Annotated in this window: 14 protein-coding genes; 6 read left to right on the forward strand and 8 right to left on the reverse strand. The window is 73.0% G+C overall.

Annotated elements, in window-relative coordinates:
- The first annotated feature begins 285 nt into the window (after window positions 1–285).
- On the forward strand, window positions 286–1,455 hold the full coding sequence (locus tag ACIQVZ_RS09670; RefSeq protein WP_350877387.1) for a sensor domain-containing protein: 1,170 nt from the start codon (window positions 286–288) through the stop codon (window positions 1,453–1,455).
- A gap of 123 nt (window positions 1,456–1,578) precedes the next feature.
- On the opposite strand, the gene ACIQVZ_RS09675 is transcribed toward ACIQVZ_RS09670, so the two are convergent.
- A complete protein-coding gene (locus ACIQVZ_RS09675; RefSeq protein WP_402448743.1) occupies window positions 1,579–2,649 on the reverse strand; it encodes a S1C family serine protease in 1,071 nt (356 codons plus the stop codon).
- Between the two features lie 225 nt (window positions 2,650–2,874).
- Between ACIQVZ_RS09675 and galE the strand changes: the two genes are divergently transcribed.
- Window positions 2,875–3,861 (forward strand): UDP-glucose 4-epimerase GalE, encoded by a 987-nt coding sequence (gene galE / locus ACIQVZ_RS09680; protein WP_350876964.1) that lies wholly within the window; start codon window positions 2,875–2,877, stop codon window positions 3,859–3,861.
- Window positions 3,862–3,910: 49 nt separating this feature from the next.
- On the opposite strand, the gene ACIQVZ_RS09685 is transcribed toward galE, so the two are convergent.
- Window positions 3,911–6,322, reverse strand: coding sequence for a PQQ-binding-like beta-propeller repeat protein (locus ACIQVZ_RS09685; RefSeq protein ID WP_402448498.1), 2,412 nt, complete (start codon window positions 6,320–6,322; stop codon window positions 3,911–3,913).
- Between the two features lie 436 nt (window positions 6,323–6,758).
- Here ACIQVZ_RS09685 and ACIQVZ_RS09690 point away from each other — a divergent pair, with 436 nt between their 5' ends.
- Window positions 6,759–7,406, forward strand: coding sequence for a TetR family transcriptional regulator (locus ACIQVZ_RS09690; protein WP_030055725.1), 648 nt, complete (start codon window positions 6,759–6,761; stop codon window positions 7,404–7,406).
- A 214-nt stretch (window positions 7,407–7,620) separates the two neighbouring features.
- Here ACIQVZ_RS09690 and ACIQVZ_RS09695 read toward each other — a convergent pair whose 3' ends face one another.
- The 6 genes from ACIQVZ_RS09695 to ACIQVZ_RS09720 form a co-directional block, all read right to left on the reverse strand.
- Window positions 7,621–8,565 (reverse strand): beta-ketoacyl-ACP synthase III, encoded by a 945-nt coding sequence (locus tag ACIQVZ_RS09695; RefSeq protein ID WP_350878485.1) that lies wholly within the window; start codon window positions 8,563–8,565, stop codon window positions 7,621–7,623.
- Window positions 8,566–8,850: 285 nt separating this feature from the next.
- On the reverse strand, window positions 8,851–10,080 hold the full coding sequence (locus ACIQVZ_RS09700) for a L,D-transpeptidase family protein (protein WP_402448501.1): 1,230 nt from the start codon (window positions 10,078–10,080) through the stop codon (window positions 8,851–8,853).
- Window positions 10,081–10,191: 111 nt separating this feature from the next.
- Window positions 10,192–11,355 (reverse strand): aminofutalosine synthase MqnE, encoded by a 1,164-nt coding sequence (gene mqnE / locus ACIQVZ_RS09705; RefSeq protein WP_402448503.1) that lies wholly within the window; start codon window positions 11,353–11,355, stop codon window positions 10,192–10,194.
- Window positions 11,356–11,476: 121 nt separating this feature from the next.
- Window positions 11,477–12,484, reverse strand: coding sequence for a threonine/serine dehydratase (locus ACIQVZ_RS09710; RefSeq protein WP_402448504.1), 1,008 nt, complete (start codon window positions 12,482–12,484; stop codon window positions 11,477–11,479).
- Window positions 12,485–12,487: 3 nt separating this feature from the next.
- Window positions 12,488–12,946: an Lrp/AsnC family transcriptional regulator gene (locus ACIQVZ_RS09715; protein WP_063348891.1), complete on the reverse strand. Its 459-nt coding sequence runs from the start codon at window positions 12,944–12,946 to the stop codon at window positions 12,488–12,490.
- A gap of 119 nt (window positions 12,947–13,065) precedes the next feature.
- On the reverse strand, window positions 13,066–13,740 hold the full coding sequence (locus tag ACIQVZ_RS09720; protein ID WP_402448508.1) for a UbiX family flavin prenyltransferase: 675 nt from the start codon (window positions 13,738–13,740) through the stop codon (window positions 13,066–13,068).
- Between the two features lie 68 nt (window positions 13,741–13,808).
- Between ACIQVZ_RS09720 and ACIQVZ_RS09725 the strand changes: the two genes are divergently transcribed.
- The 3 genes from ACIQVZ_RS09725 (at window position 13,809) to ACIQVZ_RS09735 (ending at window position 17,684) form a co-directional block, all read left to right on the forward strand.
- Complete coding sequence (locus tag ACIQVZ_RS09725; RefSeq protein ID WP_350878477.1) at window positions 13,809–14,552, forward strand: cyclase family protein; 744 nt, start codon at window positions 13,809–13,811, stop codon at window positions 14,550–14,552.
- A gap of 117 nt (window positions 14,553–14,669) precedes the next feature.
- Window positions 14,670–15,380, forward strand: coding sequence for an MOSC domain-containing protein (locus tag ACIQVZ_RS09730; RefSeq protein ID WP_402448510.1), 711 nt, complete (start codon window positions 14,670–14,672; stop codon window positions 15,378–15,380).
- Window positions 15,381–15,629: 249 nt separating this feature from the next.
- Entirely contained in the window at window positions 15,630–17,684 is a 2,055-nt protein-coding gene (locus tag ACIQVZ_RS09735; RefSeq protein ID WP_402448513.1) for a hypothetical protein, read from the forward strand.
- The last annotated feature ends 3 nt before the right edge of the window (window positions 17,685–17,687 follow it).

Below are 17,687 nucleotides of genomic sequence, written 5' to 3' on the forward strand. Positions count from 1 at the left end.
TAACCATGGCCAATGCGTGAGTCTAAGGGGACGGCTCCGCTCCGCCCGAACCCTGCCCGCTCCGCAAGACGTCCGGTGGACACTCCCGCGAGCACCGGGCAGTGGCCCGACGACCCCGCCGGGGGTAGGGATAACCCCCGTCCCGGAAGATGTATCACCCCCATGGCATCTCCCGCCCCGCGTTCGGGAAGCTTGCTTCACCAGCTCGACCAAGAGGGACGGTAGATCCAGATGAAGCCGCTGCACCGCCGCACCGTGGACGCCATCAAGGAGCAGGACGCTCGGATGGTCCGCTCGCCGCTGTACGGCGCGCAGATGTGGCGGCAGGTCGGCCAGCTGCTGCTCAACCTGCCGCTCGGCGTCGCCGGCTTCTCGCTCACCGCGATCACGCTCTCGGCCGGCCTGGGGATGTCGATCACCGTGGTCGGCCTGCCGCTGCTGGCCGGTGGGCTGGCCGTCTCCCGCGCCCTGGGCGGGCTGGGCCGCCGGCGGGCCCGGGCGGCGTACGGCTCCGAGATCCACGAGCCGGAGCCGGTGCAGCGGCGCCGGCCGGGGGTGGTGGGCTTCACCATCGCCCACCTGACCGACCTGCTGAACTGGCGCTCGGCGCTCTACAACGTGCTGATGCTGCCCTGGGGCATCCTGAGCTTCACGGTGACCCTGGTCGCGGTCACCGTGATGTGGCCGGTGCTGCCCTGGGTGATCCGGGCGCTGGCGGCGATCGACCGGATCCTGGTCGAGTCGCTGCTCTTCCCGGGCGCCCTGGCCGAGCGGGTGCGCGAGCTGGAGGACGACCGCGGCACGGTGGTCGACACCGCCGCCGCCGACCTGCGCCGGATCGAGCGCGACCTGCACGACGGCGCCCAGGCCCGCCTGGTCGCGCTGGCCATGGACCTGGGCATGGCCAAGGAGCGGCTGCGCGAGGTCGAGACCGAGGACGACGTGGCGGCCGCCACGAAGATGGTCGACAACGCGCACGGCGAGGTGAAGCTGGCCCTCCAGGAGCTGCGCGACCTGGCCCGGGGCATCCACCCGGCGGTGCTCACCGACCGCGGCCTGGACGCGGCCCTGTCCTCGGTCGCCGCCCGGTGCACCGTCCCCGGCGGGGTCAAGGTGAACGTCGACCTGAAGGGGCCGGACGGCCGGGCCGAGCGCCCGGACTCGGCGGTCGAGGGCATCGCGTACTTCACCGTCAGCGAGCTGCTGACCAACGTCTCCAAGCACTCCGGCGCCCGCACCGCCTCGGTCGACGTCTGGCGCTCCGACAACCAGCTGATGGTGCTGGTCCAGGACGACGGCAAGGGCGGCGCCGCCCCCTACCCGGGCAGCGGCCTGGCCGGGCTGACCGAGCGGATCCGCGCGGTGGACGGGGTGCTCCTGGTGCAGAGCCCGGAGGGCGGCCCGAGCAGCATCACCGTCGAACTGCCCTGGCGCACCCGCACCGCCCGCCGCTGAACCGGGGCACGACACGGCGCCGGGACCTCGTCGAGGCGGTGACGAGGTCCCGGCGCCGTGCCGGTACGGCGGCCGGTCCGCGGAACCCTTGCGCGGGGCCGGAGCCGGGGCCGGAGCCGGGCCCTACGGGCTCTCCAGGGTGCCGAGGGTGACGGTGGCGGTCTGGCTGGTGCCGTCCCTGGTGTAGGCGACGGTGGCCTTGTCGCCCGGGGTGAGCGAGGCGAGCGCGGTGGTGAGCGCGTTCAGCGAGTCGACCGCGGCGTCCCCGATCTTGGTGATCACGTCGCCGGCCTGCATCCCCGCCGAGGCGGCCGGGCCGCCCGGGGTGACCGCCACGATGACGGCGCCGGCGGGCTTGAACTGCTGGTTGAAGCTGGTCCGGGCGGTGATGCCGAGTGCGGCCCGGCCGGAGTTGGTGACCTTGCCCTGCTTGATCAGCTGGTCGGTGATGCTGGTGATGGTGGACGCCGGGATGGCGAAGCCGATGCCGGGCGCGGCCGCGCCGCTGGCCTCGGGTTCCGTCGCCGCGAGCGTGTTGATACCGATCACCTGGCTGTCCAGGTTGACCAGCGCGCCGCCGCTGTTGCCCGGGTTGATCGCGGCCGAGGTCTGCACCATGTTGCCGATGGTGGCGCCGGGCGAGCCGCCGCCCCTGGGTTCGGAGACGGTCCGTCCGGTGGCCGAGACGATGCCCTGGGTGACGCTGCTGGAGAGGCCGAGCGGGCTGCCCATGGCGAGGGTGATCTGGCCGAGCTGGACCTTGCCGGAGTCCCCGAAGGCGGCCGGCTTGAGGCCGCTCGGCGGGCTGCTCAGCTTGATCACCGCGAGGTCGGTGTCGGGGTAGCTGCCGACCAGGGTGGCGTCCAGCGACCTGGTGCTGTTGGCGAGGGTGACGGTGAAGGTGGTCGCGGTGCCCACCACGTGGGCGTTGGTGACGATGTCGCCCTTGTCGTCGTAGACGATCCCGGAGCCGAGGCTGTCGCCGGTGGTGATCTGCACCACCGAGGGCAGCACGTCGGCGATGACCCGCTGGTAGTCGTCCTGCAACTGGTTCCCGTCGGCCGACCGCGCGGGGGCCGACGAGGCCGGCCTGGCCGAGCCGGAGCCCGACGGCGATCCCGCGGCCTGCGAGGCGGACGAGGAGGAGCCGCTGCTGCACCCCGCCAGCGCCAGCGCGGTCAGTACGGCCACCACGCCGGGCACGAGCAGACGGCCGTGGACCGTCCTGGGTCCGGTCGGCCGGGGCCCGGCCGGCAGGGGGCGGGCGTGTTCCTTCTTTCGGCTCACCTTGGCTGCCTCCGATTCGTCACCACGCTGGGAGCACGGAAATCTTTGTCAGCATTTCACCGATTTGTCCGATTTGACGTCTCGACTCGCCCGGCACTCACCCCGGGAACCCGAACACCCTAGAATCGGCCCATGACTTGGTTGATCACCGGCGGTGCCGGATACATCGGCGGGCACGTCGTCCGCCAGCTGCTCGACGCCGGTGAGCGCGTCGCCGTCCTGGACGACCTCAGCACCGGCGACGCCTCCCGCCTGCCGGAGGGCGTCGCCCTGGTCGAGGGCTCCACCCTGGACCGGGCCGTCCTGGACGCCGCCATCCGCGAGCACGCGATCGAGGGCATCCTGCACTTCGCCGCCAAGAAGCAGGTCGGCGAGTCCGTCGAGCAGCCGTTCTTCTACTACCGGGAGAACATGATCGGCCTGCAGACCGTCCTGGAGGCCGCCGCCGAGGGCGGGGTCAAGCGCTTCCTCTTCTCCTCCTCGGCCGCCGTCTACGGCATGCCGGACGTCGACCTGGTCACCGAGTCGACCCCGTGCGCCCCGATGAGCCCGTACGGCGAGACCAAGCTGGCCGGCGAGTGGCTGGTCGCCGCGGCCGGGAAGGCCCACGGCATCTCCACCGTGGCTCTGCGCTACTTCAACGTGGCCGGCGCGGCCTCCCCCGAGCTGTCCGACACCGGGGTCTTCAACCTGATCCCGATGGTGTTCGAGCGGCTCACCGCCGGCGAGGCCCCGCGGGTCTTCGGCGACGACTACCCCACCCAGGACGGCAGCTGCGTCCGCGACTTCATCCACGTCTCCGACATCGCCTCGGCCCACGTCGCCGCCGCCAAGCGGCTGGCCGCCGACCCGGCCGGCGAGACCTCGCTGGTGCTCAACATCGGCCGCGGCGAGGGTGTCAGCGTCAAGGAGATGCTGGAGGTGATCGGCAAGGTCACCGGTTACGACACCACCCCCGAGGTGACCCCGCGCCGCGCCGGCGACCCCGCGCGGGTGGTGGCCTCGGCCGACCTGATCCGCCGCGAGCTGGGCTGGGGCGCCCGCCACGACGTGGCGGAGATGGTGGCCTCCGCGTGGGACGGCTGGTGCAGCCGCCACCCCGGGGCCCGCAAGGCCTGATCGGACGCGTCGCGCGGCGGCGGGGCGCCCGCCCCGCCGCCGCGCCGCTTCAGCGCGCCGGGACGGCCGTGCCGTAGAAGGCGTCCAGCGCGTACACGCAGCGGTCCTTGGAGCCGACGAAGACCCGGCCGCCGACCGCGACCGGCGAGCCGGTCAGCTCGCCCTTGGTGCCGAGCTCCCAGCGCAGCTGACCGCTCGCCAGGTCCAGGGTGTGCAGCGAGTGGTCCCGGCTGCCCAGGTGCACCAGGCCGTCGGCCACCGCCGGGGAGCCGACGATCTCGCCGCGCGCCGTGTAGCGCCAGCGCTCCCGGCCGCTCGCCGCCTCGAAGGCGTACAGCACCCCGCCGCTGCCGACCAGCACCATGCCGTCCCCGACCACCACCGGCTCGGCGCCCTGGCGGTTGCCGGTGACCCCGCGCCAGCGGTCCCGGCCGGTGGCCGCGTCCAGCGCGTACACCGTCCCGAGGTAGTCGGCCACGTAGACCGCGTCGGCGTCCAGCGCGGGCGGGGTGAACAGCACCACCGGGGCCTCGAAGCGCCAGCGCTCGGCCCCGCTGGCCGCGTCCAGCGCGTACACCCGGGAGCCGGCCGTCACGTACAGCACGCCGCCGCGCTCGACCGGGTGCGAGGGCACGTCCTCGCCGACCGGGAAGGACCAGCGCAGGCCGGCGCCGTGCGGGTCGATGCAGCGCAGCCGCCCGGCCCCGTAGTAGTAGGCCGCGCCGGCCACCAGGACCGGCCCGGACTGCGGGTTCTCGTAGTCCTGCTGGGCGTCGTCGGCCCGCCACAGCTCGGCGCCGTTGGCGGCCAAGCGCAGCTGGACGCCGCCGCCGCGGACGCCGCAGCACAGCACCCCGTCGGCGGCGGAGAGCGAGTAGACCCAGCCGTCCAGCGAGGTGCGCCATTGCTCGGTGCCGTCCGCGACGTCCACGGTGTACAGGTGCGGGCCGTCGGCCGCGTGCACCCGGCCGGCGTCCACCGCGAGCGCCCAGGCGACGTCCCGGGTCTTGTAGCGCCGCTCGCCGGAGGCGATGTCCAGCGCGTGCACCTCGAAGCTGGAGACGAAGAGCGTGCCGTCGGCGACCACGGGGGTGCCCCAGACGTCGTTGGACATCCGGAACCGCCAGGGGCGCCAGCGGGCGGCCGGCACCGGCGGCGGGGTGACCCGGCGGACCCAGTCGGTCTCGGCCGGGGCGGTGCCCGGGCCGGGCTGCTCGTGCTCGGCCCGCGGCCCGGGGCCTATCCGCACCGAGGCGCCGGACAGCCGCACCTCGACGGCCCCGCCGCCGCCCGGCGCGCGGTGCTTGTTGGGGGAGGCGATCTTCGCGGTCGGGATCTCGCCGTCGGACACCGGGCCCCGCCGCGGCCCCGTGTGCACCGGCCCGGACGGTGGCGGCGCGTGCCCCCCGCCCGGGTGGGTGCGCGGGTCGTCCAGGCCGGGGCGCTGCACCGGGACCGGCTGGTGGGGCTGCGGCGGCTGGTGGGGCTGGAGCGGGCCGGCCTGCGGCGGCCCGGCCGGGGGCGGCGGCGCGCCGCCCGGCAGCTGGACGGCCCGGGGCGGCGCGCTCGGGCGGCGGCCGCGCTTGCGCTCGATCAGCTCCAGCGCGTTCACCGGGAGCCAGTCGCCGACCTCGCCGGCGGCGTCGTCCCGGGAGAACAGGTGCGGGGCCAGTTCGGCCTGGATCTGCGCCGGGGTGGGCCGGTGCTCGGGCGAGGGCCGCATGCAGGCGCGGACCAGGTCCATCAGCTCGCGCGGCATCCCGGACAGGTCCGGCTCCTCGCGCAGCAGCTGGAACACCGTCTCGACCGGGTTGGAGCCGCCGAAGGGCGGGTGCCCGGTCGCGCAGAACACCATCAGCGAGCCGAGCGAGAAGACGTCGCTGGCGCCCCGGACGTTACGGCTGTCCTTGGCCTGTTCGGGGGACATGTAGGCGGGGGTGCCGACCGCGACGTTGGTCATGGTGAGCCGGGTGCTGGAGACGCCGGAGGCGATGCCGAAGTCGATCACCTTCGGGCCGTCCTCGACCACCAGCACGTTGGAGGGCTTGAGGTCCCGGTGGATCAGCCCGGCCGCGTGGATGGACTGCAGCGCCTCGGCGATGCCCGCGATCAGCCAGCGGGTGGCGTCCACCGGCAGCGGACCGCACTCCTCGACCAGGTCCTCCAACGAGGGGGCCGGGATGTACGCGGTGGCCAGCCAGGGCACCCGGGCGTCCGCGTCGGCGTCCACCACGGCCGCGGTGTAGAAACCGCCGACCGTCTTGGCCGCCTCGATCTCGCGGGCGAAGCGGACGCGGAACAGCTCGTCCTCGGCCAGTTCCGCCCGGACGGTCTTGATGGCCACCCGCCGGCCGGAGGCGGAGCGCGCCAGGTAGACCAGCCCCATCCCACCCGCGCCGAGCCGCCCCAGCACCTCGAAGGGCCCGATCCGCCTCGGATCGTGCGCCGTCAGCTGGTCCACTCCGCTGCCACCTCCCCGTTTTCCGCACCCGCCGCGTGGTGCCGGACCCGATTCTCCAATGCCGCCCCGCCCATCTCCAACCTCCCCCTCCCGGAGCCGATGGCCGCCCCGGGAGCGCCGCCGTCCGGCCGGTGATGACGGAACGGCCGGATTCTGACGCCCGTTCCGGCCGCGGTTTGCGTCCGGACGCCCGGACTCTCCACTTCGGCGTCGATCTTTCGGCGCCGCCCGTCGTCACGCTCTGTCACTCGACCACCCCTCAGCGGACTCGCCGTCACGCTGTGGGGTCAAAAGCACACGGGGGGGCTTCAACAGCGCTCGCGGAGCGCGGTGAATATCCGTCCGAAGTGGTTCATGCCCCTATAGCAACCCCCCGTGCGGAGTAATAGTCGCATCACCGAATCGCGCCAAGATCGTGCCACGGTAAGCTGACGGCATGACAGGACAAGTTCGCACCGTCGACGGTCGCGTCGCCGGGCGACGCGGACAGGAAACGCGGCAGAAGCTGCTCGACTGCCTCCGCGAGATGCTCAGCACGTCGCCGTACCGGGACGTCAAGGTCATCGACGTCGCCCGTATGGCGGGTACCTCCCCCGCGACCTTCTACCAGTACTTCCCGGATGTCGAGGGCGCTGTCCTCGAAATCGCCGAGGAAATGGCCAAGGACGCCGACACCCTCAAAGAGCTGGTGGCCGGAAAGTCCTGGGCAGGGAAGTCCGGTCCGACCACTTCGGAAGAACTGGTCGACGGATTCCTCGCCTTCTGGCGCAAGAACGACGCCATTCTCCGAGTGGTCACGCTCGGTGCCGCCGAAGGGGACAAGCGGTTCTTCAAGATCCGCATGACGGTCCTCAACGCGGTCGCCAAGCCGCTCGCGGAGGCCGTCAAGGAACTCCAGGCGAAGGGCCAGGCCGACAAGTCGCTCGACCCGAACGCCGTCGCCGGGGCCCTGGTCTCGCTGCTCGCCTCGGCGGCCGAGCACCAGAAGGCCTTCACCTCCTGGGGCGTCAAGGTCAAGGACCTCAAGCCCAACCTCGCTCCCCTGGTGTACCTGGGCGTCACCGGCAAGAAGCCGCCCAAGTAGACCGTCCGCTCAACCGACCATCCGCTCCGCGCGCAGCCCCGGCCTCCTGTCCGGGGTACGACGGACGGCGGCCGTGTCCTCGGGGGAGGTCCGCCGACGTACCGCACGCGCGCCAGACATGCCGGTGGGCGGGCACCCCTCACACAGGGTGCCCGCCCATCGGCATGTTCGCGTTCCGGCCCTCAGGGGCCCGCCGAAGCCCGGCTCCGCGCCGTCAGGGGCAGCGGACCACCTGGCCGGCGTAGGCGAGCCCGCCGCCGAAGCCGAAGAGCAGGACCGGGTCACCCGGGGACAGCTCGCCGCGTTCGACCAGCTTGGAGAAGGCCAGCGGGATCGAGGCGGCCGAGGTGTTGCCGGAGTCGACCACGTCCCGGGCCACCACCGCGTCGGTGAGGCCCAGCTTGGCGGCGATCGAGTCGATGATCCGCAGGTTGGCCTGGTGCGGCACGAAGCCCTTCAGCTCCGACGGGTCGATCCCGGCCTGCTCGCAGGCCCGGCGGGCCAGCGGGGCGAGCTGGGTGGTGGCCCAGCGGAACACCGACTGGCCCTGCTGGCTGATCACCGGGTCCCAGCCGGTGATCACCACGGCGTCGCCCTTCTCCGGCTCGGAGCCCCAGACCACCGGGCCGATGCCGGGCTCGGCACCGTCCTCCTGGGCCTCGACCACCGCGGCGCCGGCGCCGTCGCCGAAGATCACGCAGGTGGTGCGGTCGGTCCAGTCCAGCGTGTCGGACATCCGCTCGGCGCCGATCACCAGCGCGCGGCGGGCCGCGCCGGCCCGGATCGCGTGGTCGGCGGTGGCCAGGGCGTACGAGAAGCCCGAGCAGACCGTGTTGATGTCGTACGCGGCGGGCGCCCGGACGCCGAGCCGGGCGGCCACGGCGGCGGCGGTGTTGGGGCTGCGCTCGACCGCGGTGCAGGTGGCGACCACGACCAGGTCGATCTCGTCGGCCGTCCGGCCGCTCTTGGCGAGCGCCTTCTGCGCGGCCTCGGTGGCGAGGTCGACCAGGGTCTCGCCCTCGGCGATGTGCCGGGTTCTGACGCCCACCCGGCTACGGATCCACTCGTCGTTGGTGTCGACGAGCGCCTCCAGGTCGTCGTTGGAGAGGACCTTGGGGGGCTGGTAGTGGCCGAGTGCCACAATGCGCGAACCGCTCATACTGCCATGGAACCGGGTTACCCACTGGTCAGCGGGGCGCGCCCGGCTACAGGATCCGCCCCCGTGATCTGTAGGAGCCCGACAAGGGGCGTTGCGGCGACTGGCCTCCGGGCGCGCCGGGATCGACGCCGAGGCGGACGAGGGGCCGGGCACCGCCGCCGGTGACGGGCCCGGCACCGCCCGGAACGCCGTACGGGCGCCGCCGGAACGCCCGTGTCGGGCCGGGGGCGGGCCGGGGGCGGGCCAGGGTGGGGCCAGGGTGGGGCCGGGGCCGGAACGCCGGGGTCAGGCGGACAGCGAGGTGGCGTCTCCCATCACGATCACCGGGTGGGCCGCCGGATCCAGGGTGCGGATCAGCTCGGCCATCTTGTCCTCGGGGATCGAGACGCAGCCGTGGGTGGGGCCGTCGTGGTCGACGTGGATCCAGATCCCGCCGCCCTTCTTCGCGCCCATCGGGCGGCGCGGGTCCAGCGGGGAGTTTCCGGGCACCCGGTTGTAGTCGATCGCGACCACGTAGTCGAAGGAGCCGGCCAGCTGGTCGCCGAAGAAGCCCGTCCCGGAGACCACGAAGCTCGGGTCCTTGTCGTACGGGAGCTTGCTGCCCGGGTCGGCCTTGCGGCCGCCCGCGTCGGTGAGCGAGAAGACGCCGATCGGGCTGCGCAGGTCGCCCTCGTTGTGGTCGGCGGTCCAGCCGTTGTTGCCGTTGTGGCCCTGCCAGGTCTCACCGGCCAGCCAGCGGCCCTCGGGGGTGCGGGTCCAGAGGGTGACGGTGTTCTTGTTGCCGTTCTTGTCCTGGCCGGAGGCGAGCACCACCTGGGTGGTCTCGGCGGGTATCTTCGCGACGAAGTCGGCGCCGAGGCCGGGTATCGCGGCGACCGAGCCGTCCGAGCGGGCCTGGCTGCGGTCTGCGGCCGGGGTCCGGGCCTGCCGGTCGGCGGCGGCCCGGGCGGCGGGAGCCGGCTGGTCGGGCGTGCTGACGCCCTCCGGGCCGGGGCCGTCGGCGGCCGCGGCGACGGGCTTGGCGTCGTCCTGGCCGACGGTGTACCAGCCGGTGGCGGCCGCGACCAGCAGCGCGGTGCCGGCCATCACCGCCTTGCCGTGGCGCTTCTTCTTCGCCTTCCGGCGGTGCCCCCGGGCGGCCGTCCTGGCGCCCACGGGGACCGCGGCGGGCGGGGGCGTGGGCTGCCGGACGGGCTCCGGCTCGAACGCGTACACCGGTTCGGCGTCGTACACCGACTCAGGGGCGTACCCCGGCTCGGGGGCGTACCCCGGCTCGGGGGCGACGAGCGGGTCGGGCCCGGCGGCGTACGGCTGGGACGGCCGGAACGGCTGCTCGTACGCCTCGAAGTACCCGTCAGGGGCCTGCGGGAGCTGCCCGTACTCGCCGTAGTGGTCCTGCCGGACGGGCTGCCGGTACGGCTCACCCGCCCCGTACGGCTGCTGCGGCACCCCGTACACCGGCTCCGCTATCGGCTCGTACGACGGGTACGTGGTGGCGCGATGAGAACCGGACATACCGCCGATCCTGCCAAAAGGTGTACCGGTTGGTAAACCCGGGGCAGGTGCGGGGGCGGTGAAGAAACGACGCCGCCCGGGCCGGGGCCCGGGCGGCGGGGAGGTCGACGGTCAGAGGCGCATCGCCTGCGGGGCCTCGCGGCGCCCCAGGTCCGGGCCCTCGTACTCGCGGATGATCTCGTAGCGGGTGTTGCGCTCGACCGGGCGGAAGCCGGCGTCGCGGATCAGGTCGAGCAGGTCGTCGCGGCCCAGCTTGTTCGGGGTGCCGAAGTTGTCCGCGTCGTGGGTGATCTTGTACTCGACCACCGAGCCGTCCATGTCGTCCGCGCCGTGGCTGAGCGCCAGCTGGGCGGTGGTGACGCCGTGCATCACCCAGAAGACCTTGACGTGCGGGACGTTGTCGAAGAGCAGCCGGGAGACCGCGAAGGTCTTCAGCGCCTCGGCGCCGGTGGCCATCTCGGTGCGGGCCATCAGCTTGTTGCGCACGACGCCGTCCTTGGAGTCGTGGAAGTCGTGCTGGTAGCGCAGCGGGATGAAGACCTGGAAGCCGCCGGTCTCGTCCTGCAGCTCGCGCAGCCGCAGCACGTGGTCCACCCGGTGGCGGGGCTCCTCGATGTGGCCGTACAGCATGGTGGCCGGCGTCTTGAGGCCCTTGCTGTGGGCGAGGCGGTGGATCCGCGACCAGTCCTCCCAGTGGGTGTCGTGGTCGACGATGTGCTGGCGGACCTCCCAGTCGAAGATCTCCGCGCCGCCGCCGGTCAGCGACTCCAGGCCGGCGTCGATCAGCTCGTCCAGGATCTCGTCGGCGGGCAGGCCGCTGATCTTCTCGAACCAGTGGATCTCGGTGGCGGTGAAGGCCTTCAGCGAGACGTTCGGCAGGGCCGCCTTCAGCTCCCGCAGCGAGCGCGGGTAGTAGCGCCAGGGCAGGGTCGGGTGCAGGCCGTTGACGATGTGCAGCTCGGTGAGGGACTCGACCTCCATCGCCTTGGCGAGCCGGACGGCCTCCTCGATGCGCATTGTGTAGGCGTCCTTCTCGCCCGGCTTGCGCTGGAACGAGCAGTACGCGCAGGACGCGCTGCACACGTTGGTCATGTTGAGGTGGCGGTTGACGTTGAAGTGGACGACGTCGCCGTTCTTCCGCGTCCGCACGTGGTGGGCCAGACCGCCCAGCCAGGCCAGGTCGTCGCTCTCGTAGAGCGCGATCCCGTCCTCGCGGGTCAGCCGCTCACCCGCGTAGACCTTCGCCTCCAGCTCGCGCTTCAGCCCTGCGTCCATGCGGTGCCCCGCCTCCTCCGACTTCGATTCCTTGCCGGACCGAGACTACGTCACTCGTCCGCTCGCCTCCGGGCCGCTCCGACCCGGTGCCGACGCTCCTCGCTCCGGCGCTCCTGCGTCGCTAGTCGCTCGTCGCTTTCGGCACCGGCGCGCCCTTCGGCTCGGGACGGTCCGACAGCAGCTCAGCGAGCAGTGCGGGGTCGATGTTGCCACCACTGACCACGGCCGCGACCGTCCGGCCCCCGGTCTCGGCGGCGCGGTGGAAGTAGGCCGCCGGGGCGACCGCGCCGGAGGGCTCGGCGACCAGCCGGCCGCGACGGGCCAGCAGGGCGACGGTGGCGCGGATCTCGTCCTCGGTGACGGTGACGATGTCGTCCACGTACGCGGTCAGGTGCTCGAAGGGCAGCTCGCCGACCGACGGGGTGCGCAGGCCGTCCGCGATGGTCCGGTAGGTGTCGGCGACCGGCCAGGCCAGCCGGCGGCCGGCCCGGAAGCTGGCCTGCGCGTCGGCGGCCAGCTCCGGTTCCACGCCGATCACCCGGATGCCCGGGCGGGTGAGCTTGAGCGCGGCCGCCGTCCCGGAGATCAGGCCGCCGCCGCTGACCGGCACCAGGACGGTGTCCAGCCCGGCCGGGGCGTCCTCGGCGATCTCCAGGCCGACCGTGCCCTGGCCCGCGATGATGAACGGGTCGTCGTACGGCGGTACCCAGACGTAGCCGTGCCGCTCGGCCAGCTCGGCGGGCAGGGTGTCCCGCTCCTCCGGCGACACCAGGACCACCTCGGCGCCGAACCCCCGGGTGGACTCCACCTTCACCGCCGGAGAGGTGTCCGGCATCACGATGACGGCCTTGATGCCGAGCAGCGCCGCCGCGTACGCCACGGCCTGCGCGTGGTTGCCGCTCGACTGGGCGACCACGCCGCGGGCCCGCTCGGCCTCGGTGAGCGCGGCCAGCCGGTTGTACGCGCCGCGGGTCTTGAAGGCCCCGGTCGGCTGGAGGTTCTCGGGCTTCAGCCAGAGCCGGCGCTCCCCCTCGTCCGCCCACGGGGCGGGAACCAGCGGGGTGCGCACGGCCACCCCCGCGATCCGCTGCCGAGCGGCGCGCAGCTCCTCCAGACCGACCAGTGCCATCCGTCACTCTCCTTCGGGAGGGAGTTCGCTCACCCGGTTCTCCCACTTCGTGGAGAGTACGACGGTGGTGCGGGTGCGGGCCACGCCTTTCGTGCCCGAGATCCGCTTGACCACCGACTCCAGGCCCGCCACGTCGGCCACCCGGACCTTGAGCATGTAGGAGTCGTCACCCGCGATGAACCAGCAGTCCTCGACCTCGTTGAGGTCCTTGAGCCGGTGCGCGACGTCCTCGTGATCGGCGGCGTCGGTCAGCTGAAGGCCGATCAGGGCCGTGACGCCGAAGCCGAGCGAGGCCGGATTGACCGTCGCGCGGTAGCCGGTGATGACGCCGGCCTGCTCCAGTCGGTTGATCCGGTCCGTGACGCTCGGCCCGGAGAGTCCGACCAGCCGGCCCAGCTCGGCGTAGGACGCGCGGCCGTTCTCCCGGAGCGCCTGGATGAGCTGTCTGTCCACCGTGTCCATATACCGTCCGCGTCCTTCCGAACCTCACCAGACCCACAGATCATTATCCGGATTCCAAGGCGCCATGCGCGGAACAACCCGGATATCGCAGAGAAGATACTCTCCCGCCCACGGCCTCCTCACTCCCCCTCAGCCGACACGCTGCCGTTCTCGTCGGCCCGGCGGGCCGCCGCCCCCAACTCCCCTTCCCAGCGCAGGTACAGGGAATGCGGGACGCCGACCGCGTCCAGCACCCGGCCGGCCACGAAGTCGACGAGTTCCCGCACGGTCGATCCGCCGGCGTAGAAACCGGGCGAGGCGGGGAGGACGACGGCGCCCTGCGCGTCGAGCTCCACCAGGTGCTTCAACGTCACCCCGTTGAGTGGCGTCTCACGCACGCACACGACCAGCGGCCGGCGCTCCTTGAGGGTGACGCTGGCCACCCGCTGCAGCAGGTCCTTGCTCAGACCGAGCGCGATCCCGGCGACCGCGCCGGTGGTCGCGGGCACCACCAACATGCCCTTGGCCGGGTACGAGCCGCTGGACGGGCCGGCCGCGAAGTCCCCGGCGGGCCAGTAGCGGACGCCGTCCAGGCCCTCGTCGGAGCCCAGCCAGGCGGCCAGGTCGGCGCGCCAGTGGGCGTCCCGGAAGGAGATGCCGGTCTCGTCGAGGATGGTGAGCCGGGCGGCTCGGCTGACGATCAGGTCCACCGGCTCCCCGGCGGCGAGCAGCGCCCGGATCACCGAGGCGGCGTACGGCGTCCCCGACGCACCGGAGACTCCGACCACCCACGGCTGACGCTTGACTGTTCCCATGTCCCCATTTCTATCCGGACTCACCCGGCCGGGCCTCATCCGCGGGCTCCCCTGGAAGGATGGGGGACATGGCAGCGACCCTCGTCGACCTCACCCATCAGGTGACCACCGCGATGCCGGTCTACCCCGGCGATCCGGCCGTCCTGTTGGAGCCCGCGCTCACCACCGCCACCGCCGGGGTGAACGTGCTGGCCCTGCACCTCGGCTCGCAGTCCGGGACGCACGTGGACGCGCCGTACCACGTGGACGTCACCTGGCCGACCCTGGACGGGCTGCCGCTGGAGCGGTTCACCGGCCCCGCGGTGCTCGCCGACCTGCGCGGGCTGGAGCCCCGGGCCGCCGTCACCCCCGAGCTGCTCGCACCCGCCCTGGAGCGCGTCGGCGAGGGGTCCGTCCTGCTGCTCGCCACCGGCTGGGCCCGGCACTGGGGCACCGACGCCTACCTCGCGCACCCCAGCCTGACCGCGGCCGCAGCCGAGGCGATCGTCGCCGCCGGGGTGCGGACCGTCGGGGTGGACGCGCTGAGCGTCGACCCCACCCCCGACCCGGGCCCGGGAGACCCGGCGGTCGCCGCGCTGCTCGCGGACCTCACCGACGAGCACGACCGGCCCGGCGCCGACGAGCCGACCCTCGCCGCGCACCGGGTGCTGCTGGGGGCGCCCGGCGGCGGGGTGATCGCGGAGAACCTGACCGATCTGCGGGCGCTGCTGGACGCCCAGGCGGCCGGACTGCCGGTCGAGGTGTCGCTGTTCCCGCTGCGGCTGGCGGCGGCGGACGGTGCGCCGGTCAGGGCGGTGGCTCGGCTGGGCTGAGGCGTGTCGTCGGCGTGCAGGCGGGCGTTCGAAGACACGCCCCGGGACGTTCCGGCCAGTCGCGGCACGGGACTTGGTCTAGACCATCCCCCGGCGCCGCCGCTACGCTGTCCGCCCATGGCAGAGATCATCGGAGTGATCGAGCGACTCTGGCGCTACCCCGTGAAGTCCACCGGCGGCGAGCGGCTCGACTCCGTCGAGGTGGACGAGCGCGGCCTGGCCGGCGACCGCCTCTACGCCGTCCGCGACGCGGACGGCAAGCTCGGCTCGGGCAAGAACACCCGCCGCTTCCGCCGGATGGACGGCCTGCTCCGCCTCTCCGCCCGCCTCGGCCACCGGATCGACGGCCCCGAACTGTTCGACCCGCTCGGCCGCCCGGTCGCCGCCCCGGCTGCGTTCCTGCGCGCCTACCTCCAGCGCGAGGACGTCGAACTCGCCCGCGAGGACGCCGTCTCCCACTTCGACCAGCTGCCGGTCAGCGTGCTCACCACCGCCACCCTGGACTGGGTCCGCGAGGCCGCCCCCTTCACGGTGGTCGACGAGCGCCGGTTCCGTCCCAACATCCTGCTGCGGACGCCCCCGGGCACCCCGCCCTTCGTCGAGGACCGCTGGTTCGGCCGGGAGGGCCACGGCGGCACCGGCGTCCGCCTCGCCTTCGTGCGCTCCAGCGAGCGCTGCGCGATGACCGGCGCCCCGCAGCCGGGGCTGCCGCACGCCCCCGAGATCCTCAAGGCGATCGTGCACGCCCACGACGGCCGGCTCGACGCCCTCGCCGAGGTCGCCGCCCCGGGGCGACTGAGCGTGGGCGACGAGCTCGCGCTGCACTGAGCCCGGCGGGAGCTGGGGAGAAGAAACCGCAGGTCAGGGCGGTCTCGGAGATTTTCGAAAAAACTTTTGGATCAGCTGCAACCCCGGCGGCCGCCGCACGTCTATGTCAGTGAGAGGCGGGGAAGCCCGCCGAACCCGGACTGCGAGAGGCGCCGGGGGCGACGCCCTCGAACTTCGGGTCCGACATCAACCACCTGTACCGGCCGGCGGCTGAAATGCCGACGGTAGAACACCCTGGGGGGTATTTCCATGCCTGCTGTCCGCGCCCGTCGTTCCCGCTCCACCGTCCTCACCGCCGCCACCCTCGGCGTGCTGCTCGCCACCGGCGCGGTGCTGTCCTCCCCGGCCGCGTACGCCGCCCAGGCCCCGGCCGCCGCCACCGCCCCGGCAGAGGGCACCGCGAAGGCCGCCGAGGCCACGGCCGACAAGCCGTCGCTGAAGGTCAACGCGCCGGCGACGGTCGGCCGCGGCGGACAACCGGTCGAGTTCACCGAGACCATCACGAACCCCGGCACCACCGAGGCCTCGTTCACGCTGAGGATCGGCACGAGCGGCGCGGGCCCCATCTCGACCAACGCCATCAAGGTCGACTACCGCGACGCGGACGGCACCTGGAAGCCCGTCGCCGACAAGGTCCCCGGCCTGACCGTCGCCGCCGGTGCCACCAGGACCGTCCAGCTGCGCCTCACCACCGAGATCGCCGCCTACTGGCCCAACCAGGACTCGACCGTCACGCTCAGCTCCGCCGTCCTGGACGCCGCCGGAGCCACCGTCCTCGCCGAGAGCACCGACCAGGTCGCGGCCAAGGCCATCAGCCTGCAGATCAAGAACGCTCCGACCACCGCCGTCGTCGGCGGCGCCCCGGTCGAGTTCGACGTCACCATCAACAACTCCAGCGCCTCCCGCTACACCAACGTCGACAAGGTCGTGGAAGCGGACCAGCACAGCACGCTCCAGGTGCAGAGGGCCGACGGCAGCTGGGAGAACCTCACCGGCACCCCCGGCACCGACTCGCTCGCCGACCGGGTCACCTACCACCTCTCGGGCGACCAGAACATGGCGCCCAACGAGACCTTCACCAAGCACATCCGCCTCGCCTACACCGCCGACGCCCCGATCGGCAGGAACTACATCCACCCGTGGGCGGTGCTCGACCTGGGCAGCCGGTACGCGCCCGCGATCGTCGGCCCCCAGTACGTCGAGATCAACCTCACCGCGGCCCCGGCCACCGCCAAGCCGGCCCTGACCATCCAGGAGCCGTCCCCGATCGGGTACGGCGGCGAGCCCGTCGAGTTCTCCGAGACCGTCACCAACCCGGGCACCGCCGAGGCGCCGTTCACCCTGAAGCTCAACGTGAGCAACGGGCACGCCCGGGTGCGCGACGCGTTCGCCATCGACTACCGCGACGCCGACGGCATCTGGAAGCCGGTCGAGCTAACCTTCAAGCAGAGCTACAGGACCTTCGACTTCAGTGGCAAGGTGACCGGCCTGACCGTCCCCGCCGGCGCCACCAAGACCGTCCAGCTGCGGCTCGCCGCCGTGGGCAACAACGACACGAGCGGCTACAACGAGCCGGCCAAGCTCTACTCCGCCGTCGTCGACCCGGCGGCCGAGGACACCGTGCTCGCCGAGGCCGCCAAGGACGTCGCGGTGAAGTCGCTGGCCGTCCAGCTCAAGAACGCGCCGACCACCGCCGTCGTCGGCGGCGCCCCGGTCGAGTTCGACGTCACCGTCGACAACCCCAGCACCTCCCGGTTCGGCAAGCTCGCCACCATCCTGTGGATCGACCCGCACAGCGTCCTGGAGCTGCAGAAGGCCGATGGCGCCTGGGAGACCGTGCCCGGCACCCCGGGGCCCCAGTCCGGCGGCTACGTCCGCTACCTCCTCAGCGGCGACGGCCTCGCGGCAGGCGCGACCATCACCAAGCACGTCCGCCTCGCCTACACCGCCGAGGCCAAGGTCGGCCAGACCTTCGTCATCCCGTCCGCCCTCATCAACGAGGGCACCGCCCACGTCTCCAGCGCGGGCCCGCAGGGCAGCGCGATCCAGCTCACCGCCGCGACCGCCGACACCTCCGGCGTCGACACCGGCCCCGTCATCCGGACCACCTACACCACCGGCACCGCCGACGAGACCGACACCGCCGGCACCACCGGCACCACCGGCACCGCCGCCCAGCTGGCGGGCGGCCAGCTCGCCCACACCGGGTCGGACGGCGTCATCAAGACCGCGGCGGGCGCCGCCGCCCTGCTCGTCAGCGGCATCGGCGCGCTCTTCGTCGCGCGCCGCCGCCGCAGCGCCTGACCA

This window comes from Kitasatospora sp. NPDC098663 (assembly GCF_044760075.1).
Classification (GTDB): domain Bacteria; phylum Actinomycetota; class Actinomycetes; order Streptomycetales; family Streptomycetaceae; genus Kitasatospora.